This is a genomic window from Roseateles chitinivorans, from assembly GCF_002761755.1.
Taxonomy (GTDB): Bacteria; Pseudomonadota; Gammaproteobacteria; order Burkholderiales; family Burkholderiaceae_C; genus Roseateles; species Roseateles chitinivorans.
Genome location: NZ_PEOG01000129.1, coordinates 1 through 5,953, shown reverse-complemented (window position 1 = coordinate 5,953; position 5,953 = coordinate 1). Strand labels below are relative to the sequence as shown.

At 70.1% G+C, this 5,953-nt stretch carries 5 protein-coding genes; 1 reads left to right on the top strand and 4 read right to left on the bottom strand.

Annotation, left to right across the window (positions count from 1 at the left end):
- Window positions 1-113: 113 nt before the first annotated feature.
- The gene (locus CS062_RS24685) at window positions 114-3,227 is read left to right on the top strand and encodes an efflux RND transporter permease subunit (RefSeq protein ID WP_099864478.1); all 3,114 of its coding nucleotides are present in this window, start codon (window positions 114-116) and stop codon (window positions 3,225-3,227) included.
- A 6-nt stretch (window positions 3,228-3,233) separates the two neighbouring features.
- Here CS062_RS24685 and CS062_RS24680 read toward each other — a convergent pair whose 3' ends face one another.
- From CS062_RS24680 to CS062_RS24665, 4 genes are all read right to left on the bottom strand, one after another.
- The gene (locus CS062_RS24680) at window positions 3,234-3,842 is read right to left on the bottom strand and encodes a DNA-3-methyladenine glycosylase I (RefSeq protein ID WP_099864477.1); all 609 of its coding nucleotides are present in this window, start codon (window positions 3,840-3,842) and stop codon (window positions 3,234-3,236) included.
- A 79-nt stretch (window positions 3,843-3,921) separates the two neighbouring features.
- Window positions 3,922-4,401, bottom strand: a complete 480-nt coding sequence (locus CS062_RS24675; RefSeq protein WP_199174352.1) for a low molecular weight protein-tyrosine-phosphatase — start codon at window positions 4,399-4,401, stop codon at window positions 3,922-3,924.
- Between the two features lie 22 nt (window positions 4,402-4,423).
- On the bottom strand, window positions 4,424-5,110 hold the full coding sequence (gene rpe, locus CS062_RS24670; protein ID WP_099864475.1) for a ribulose-phosphate 3-epimerase: 687 nt from the start codon (window positions 5,108-5,110) through the stop codon (window positions 4,424-4,426).
- A gap of 76 nt (window positions 5,111-5,186) precedes the next feature.
- Window positions 5,187-5,953 (bottom strand): transporter substrate-binding domain-containing protein (locus CS062_RS24665; protein ID WP_143742510.1); only part of this gene is annotated, 767 nt, incomplete at its 5' end.

Sequence of the window (5,953 nt, the reverse complement as noted above, 5' to 3'; positions counted from 1 at the left end):
GGCCGCGGCCTCCGCCGCCGCAGGCGCCGGCGTGCCCGCCACCGACGTCGCCGCGCCCTGAGCCGCCTTCCGGCTCCGCCTCGAAGCCTCCCGCCCTCGCCGCGAACGACGCCATGAACCTCACCGAACTCTTCATCCGGCGGCCGGTCATGACCGTGCTGCTGAACGTGGCGCTGGTCGTCGCCGGCATCGCCGCCTGGAGCCGCATCCCGGTCGCCGCGCTGCCCAGCTTCAACACGCCGGTCATCAACGTCCAGGCGGTGCTGCCCGGCGCCAGCCCGGAGACCATGGCCTCCTCGGTCGCGCTGCCGCTGGAGAAGCAGTTCTCGACGATCGCCGGCATCACGACGATCTCCTCGACCAACACGCTGGGCAACAGCTCGCTGACGCTGGAGTTCGACCCGTCCCGCGACATCGACGCCGCCGCGGTCGACGTGCAGGCGGCGCTGTTCCGCTCACTGCGGGCGCTGCCCACCGAGATGACGACACCGCCGTCGTACCGCAAGGTCAACCCGGCCGACGCGCCGGTGCTGCTGGTGGCGCTGACCTCGCCGTCGATCAACCTGTCCGAGCTCAACGACTACGCCGAGAACCTGATCACGCCCAGCCTGTCGACGATCGACGGCGTGGCGCAGGTGTCGATCTACGGCCAGAAGCGCTTCGCGGTGCGCATCAAGGCGCGCAACGAGCTGCTGGAGCAGCGCAACATCACGCTCGACGAGCTGCAGGCCGCCGTCAAGGGCGCCAATGCCAACACGCCGGTGGGCACGCTGGACGGGTCCCGCCAGACGCTGACGATCCAGGCCAACAAGCAGCTGCGGGACGCCAATGCCTTCGGCGGCATCGTCGTGGCCACCCGCAACGGCGCGCCGGTGTTCCTGCGCGACGTGGCCGACGTCCAGGACAGCTACGAGACGGTCAAGTCCTTCTCCAACTTCAACGGCGAGCGCTCCATCGTGCTGGCCGTGCAGCGCCAGCCCGACGCCAACACGGTCAAGGTCGTCGACGCGGTCAAGGCGATGCTGCCGCGCTTCGCCGCGCAGCTGCCGGCCTCGGTGCAGATGAGCACGCTCAACGACCGCTCGGTGTCCATCCGCGAAGGCCTGCACGATGTGTACTTCACCCTCGCGCTGACGGTGGCGCTGGTGGTGCTGGTGATCTTCCTGTTCCTGCGCCGCATGGTGGCGACGCTGATCCCGACGCTGTCGCTGCCGATCTCGCTGATCGGCGCGGTGACGCTGCTGTTCGCGCTGGGCTACAGCCTGGACAACATCTCGCTGCTGGGCATCACGCTGGCGGTCGGCCTGGTCGTGGACGACGCGATCGTGATGCTGGAGAACATCGTGCGCCACGTCGAGGACGGCATGGCGCCTTTCGACGCGGCGATCCGCGGCGCGCGCGAGATGGCCTTCACCATCCTGTCGATCTCGATCTCGCTGGTGGCGGTGCTGATCCCGATCTTCTTCATGCCAGGGGTGATCGGGCTGCTGTTCCACGAGTTCGCCGTCGTCGTGTCGCTGGCCATCCTGGTGTCCGCCGGCGTGTCGCTGACGCTGGTGCCGATGCTGTGCAGCCGCTTCCTGAGCCACCACCACGAGGTCCGGGAGAACGCGCTGGGCCGCGTCTTCGAAGCGGGCTTCACCTGGGTGCTGGACCGCTACACCGGCTCGCTGGACTGGGCGCTGCGCCACCGCCGGGTGGTCGGCGCGGTGGCGCTGGCGAGCTTCGTCGCGAGCGCCTGGCTGTGGGTCGCCATTCCCAAGGGCTTCTTCCCCGAGGAAGACATCGGCCAGATCCAGGCCAGCACCGAGGCGTCGGAGGACATCTCCTTCGCCGCGATGACGGTGCTTCAGGAGCGGGTCGCGCAGCTGGTGCAGGACGACCCGGCGGTGGCCTCGGTCGCGGCCGCGGTGGGCGGCGGCGGAGGAGGCGGCAACGTCAACACCGGCCGGCTCTTCATCAACCTGAAGCCGCGCTCGGAGCGCCCCGCGATGTCGCAGGTGCTGGAGCAGCTGCGCAAGAAGCTGCGCGCGGTGCCCGGCATCGCCGTCTACCTGCGGCCGGTGCAGAACCTGCAGCTCGGCGGGCGGCAATCGAAGAGCCGCTACCAGTACACGCTGCAGTCGGTCAGCACCGGCGAGCTCAACAGCTGGGCGGTGAAGCTGCAGGAGAAGCTGCGCAACGACGCGGCCTTCCGCGATGTCACCAGCGACTCGCAGCTGCGCGGCCTGCAGGCCAACCTGGTCATCGACCGCGAGCGCGCGACCTTGCTCGGCGTGCAGATGCAGGACCTGCGCAATGCGCTGTACTCGGCCTTCGGCGAGCGGCAGGTGTCCAGCATCTATGCGGAGAGCAACACCTACCAGGTGATCATGGAGGCGACCGACAACGACCGCCTCAGCGAGGACGCCTTCTCCAAGATCTACCTGCGCGGCAGGAACAGCACGATGGTGCCGCTGACCGCCTTCGCCAGCGTCAAGCGGGAGCTGGGTCCGACCGCGGTGAACCACCAGGGCCAGTTGCAGGCGATCACGCTGAGCTTCAACCTGGCGCCGGACGTGCCGCTGGGCACTGCGACCGCGAAGATCGACCAGTACACGAAGGAGATCGGCCTGCCGCCCTCCATCATCACCAGCTATGGCGGCGACGCGGCGGTGTTCAAGGACTCTCAGGGCGGCCAGGTGCTGCTGATCGTGCTGGCGGTCGCGGTGATCTACGTGCTGCTGGGCGTGCTCTATGAGAGCTACATCCATCCGCTGACCATCCTCGCGGGCCTGCCGTCCGCGGCGGTGGGCGCGCTGCTGACGCTGCAGCTCGCCGGCATGGAGCTGACGGTGATCGCCACCATCGGCATCCTGATGCTGGTCGGCATCGTCAAGAAGAACGCGATCATGATGATCGACTTCGCCCTGGACGCGCAGCGCAACGGCGGCATGGCGCCGGCGCAGGCGATCCGCGAGGCCTGCATCCTGCGCTTCCGCCCGATCATGATGACGACGCTGGCGGCGCTGATGGGCGCACTGCCGATCGCGCTGGGCCTGGGCGCCGGCGCCGAGCTGCGCCAGCCGCTGGGCCTGGCCGTCGTCGGCGGGTTGATCGTGTCGCAGGCGGTGACGCTCTACATCACGCCGGTGATCTACCTGGCGCTGGACCGCTTCAGCGGCCAGGGGCCGGACACCCGCGAGGTGGTGCCCGCCACGCGGCAGGCGCCCGGGCTCGCGGACTGAGGCAGGTCACCGCGGCGGCTCGAAGGCCTCGCGCTGGCGCGCCACCGCCTCGCGCCCGATGCATCCGGGCGCATGGTCGTTGATCAGGCCCATCGCCTGCATGAAGGCATAGACCGTCGTCGGGCCGACGAATTTCCAGCCGCGCCGCTTCAGCTCCTTGGACAGGCGGACCGAGGTGTCCGACGTCGGCCGCACATCGCCGCCCGCCCCCGGCTCCTCGAAGCGCCAGAAGAACGCGGCCAGCGAGCCGGCCTCGCGCTGCAGCTCGAGCGCCCGCGACGCGTTGTGGATCACCGCCTCGATCTTGCCGCGATGGCGCACGATGCCTTCGTCCGCCAGCAGCCGCTCGACATCGGCGTCCTTGAACTTCGCGACCTTGGCGATCTCGAACTGCTTGAAGGCCCGGCGGAAGTTCTCCCGCTTGGCCAGGATCGTGCGCCATGACAGGCCCGACTGGAATCCCTCCAGGCAGAGCTTCTCGAACAGCCGCCGGTCCTCGTGGACCGGGTAGCCCCATTCCTGGTCGTGGTAGTCGCGGTAGGCGTCGAAGCCCGCTGCCTCGCACCACCTGCATCGCCACTGGCCGTCCGGCCCCTGCGCCAATCGCTCGCTCATCGTCGCCCCTCCCGGCGGTTCATGGACGGGCGATTCTGGCGCGCCGCCGGTCGCAGCGTGACAGGAGCGCGTGCGGCGATCAGGCGGTGACGGACTTGTGGAAGACCGTCACGTCGCGCGGCCAGGTGTGCACGCGGGCTTCGATCAGGTCGAGCACATGCACGAAGCCGCTGCCCGCGCCGTAGTACGGGTCGGGCACCTCGTCCAGGCCCAGCCCGGTCATGCCCGCCAGGAACAGCCCCAGGCGCGCCGGCGACACCGCCGGCTTCATCGCCCGCAGCCCGCGCAGCACCTGGCGGTCCATCGCGAGGATCAGGTCGTGGGTGTCGAAGTCCTCGGGGCTGACCTTGCGCGAACGCCAGCGCCGGTCCATGCCGTAGCCGCGCTGCTCCAGCACGGCCAGCGCGCGCTTGTCGACCGGATGCGCGCGCGACGAGGCGAACACGCCGGCCGAGGCCACCCCGGTCAGTCCCAGTTCGCCGGCGCGCAGCCGCAGCACGGCCTCGGCCATCGGCGAGCGGCACAGGTTGGCCGCGCAGACGAGCAGCAGTCGGGTCACCGGATCCGCGCTTCCTGGACGTTCAGCGGGCCAGTTCGGCGCGCATCGCGTCGATGACGCTCTTGTAGTCCGGCTTGCCGAAGATGGCCGAGCCGGCGACGAAGGTGTCCGCGCCCGCGTCGGCGATCTCGCGGATGTTGTCCACCTTGACGCCGCCGTCGATCTCCAGCCGGATGTCGCGGCCGCTGGCCAGGATCATCGCCCGCGCCTGCTGCAGCTTCTTCAGCGCGCTGGGAATGAAGCTCTGCCCGCCGAAGCCGGGGTTCACGCTCATGATCAGCACCAGGTCGACCTTGTCGATGACCCACTCCAGCACGTCCAGCGGCGTGGCCGGGTTGAACACCAGCCCCGCCTGCGCGCCTTCGGACTTGATCAGCTGGATCGTGCGGTCCACGTGCTGGCTGGCCTCGGGGTGGAAGCTGACCAGGTTCGCCCCCGCCCGGCAGAAGGCCTGGGCCAGCGCGTCCACCGGCTGCACCATCAGGTGGACGTCGATCGGCGCCGGCGTGCCGTCGGGCTTGACCGCGTGCTTCTTCAGCGCTTCGCAGACCATCGGGCCGAAGGTCAGGTTGGGCACGTAATGGTTGTCCATCACGTCGAAGTGGATCCAGTCCGCGCCGGCGGCCAGCACGTTGCGGACCTCTTCGCCCAGGTTGGCGAAGTCGGCGGACAGGATGCTGGGGGCGATGCGATAGGTGGGCGGGTTCATGGCGAGGCGGGCGCGGAGCCGCGGGCGGGGAAAGTCGACGATTGTAGGAAGGCCGCCGCCGCAGGGACGCAGCGTCTCAGCGGTAGCGCTCCGCCAGGCGTGCGATCTCGCCGGAAGCGCTGAGCTGGCGCAGCCGCTCGGTCAGGCGCTCCACCACCTGCTCCGGCAACTGCCGCGACACGACGGCGTACTGGGTCTCCTCCTCGAAGACCTGCGGACCGATGCGGACCTGGCCCTCCAGTCCCGCGCCGCGCGCGGCCTGGCGCAGGTTGACGTCCTGGCCGTAGACCGCGGCGGTCCGGCCCTTGACCAGCATCTGCAGCGCCTCGCGGTCGCTGCGGGCGGAGTCGCGGAAGGCGACATCGGCCACCTGCAGCGTCGACGCCAGCTTGGTGCCCTGCGCCAGCAGCAGCGGCTGGCGGCGGGCGAAGGCGCGCAGTTCGTCCCAGGTGCGCGGCATGCGCTCGTCATCGGACCGCATCGCCAGCACATGCGCGATGCGATAGAGCGGCACCGGCAGGTAGCGCATCAGCGGATGGCGGTGCTCGGCCTTGAGCAGGCAGAAGAACACGTCGAGCTCACCGGCGCTGAGCATCAGCTCGAGCCGACGCAGCGGAACGGCCTGGTCCAGGCCCTCGATGCGCAGGCCGGGATCGACGCGCATCACGGCGGCGACGATCTCGCCGCACAGCCCCGGGCGGCGCGGATCGCCGGAGGCGTACTTGGCCGGCGCGCCCGCTTGGGCCGCGCTGCGCAGTCGCAGCGGACCGGCGGCGCCGGAGGTCGTCGCGAGGGCCGCATCGCCCGGGGGGCCATCGCGAGCGGCCTCGGCGGGCCGGCGTC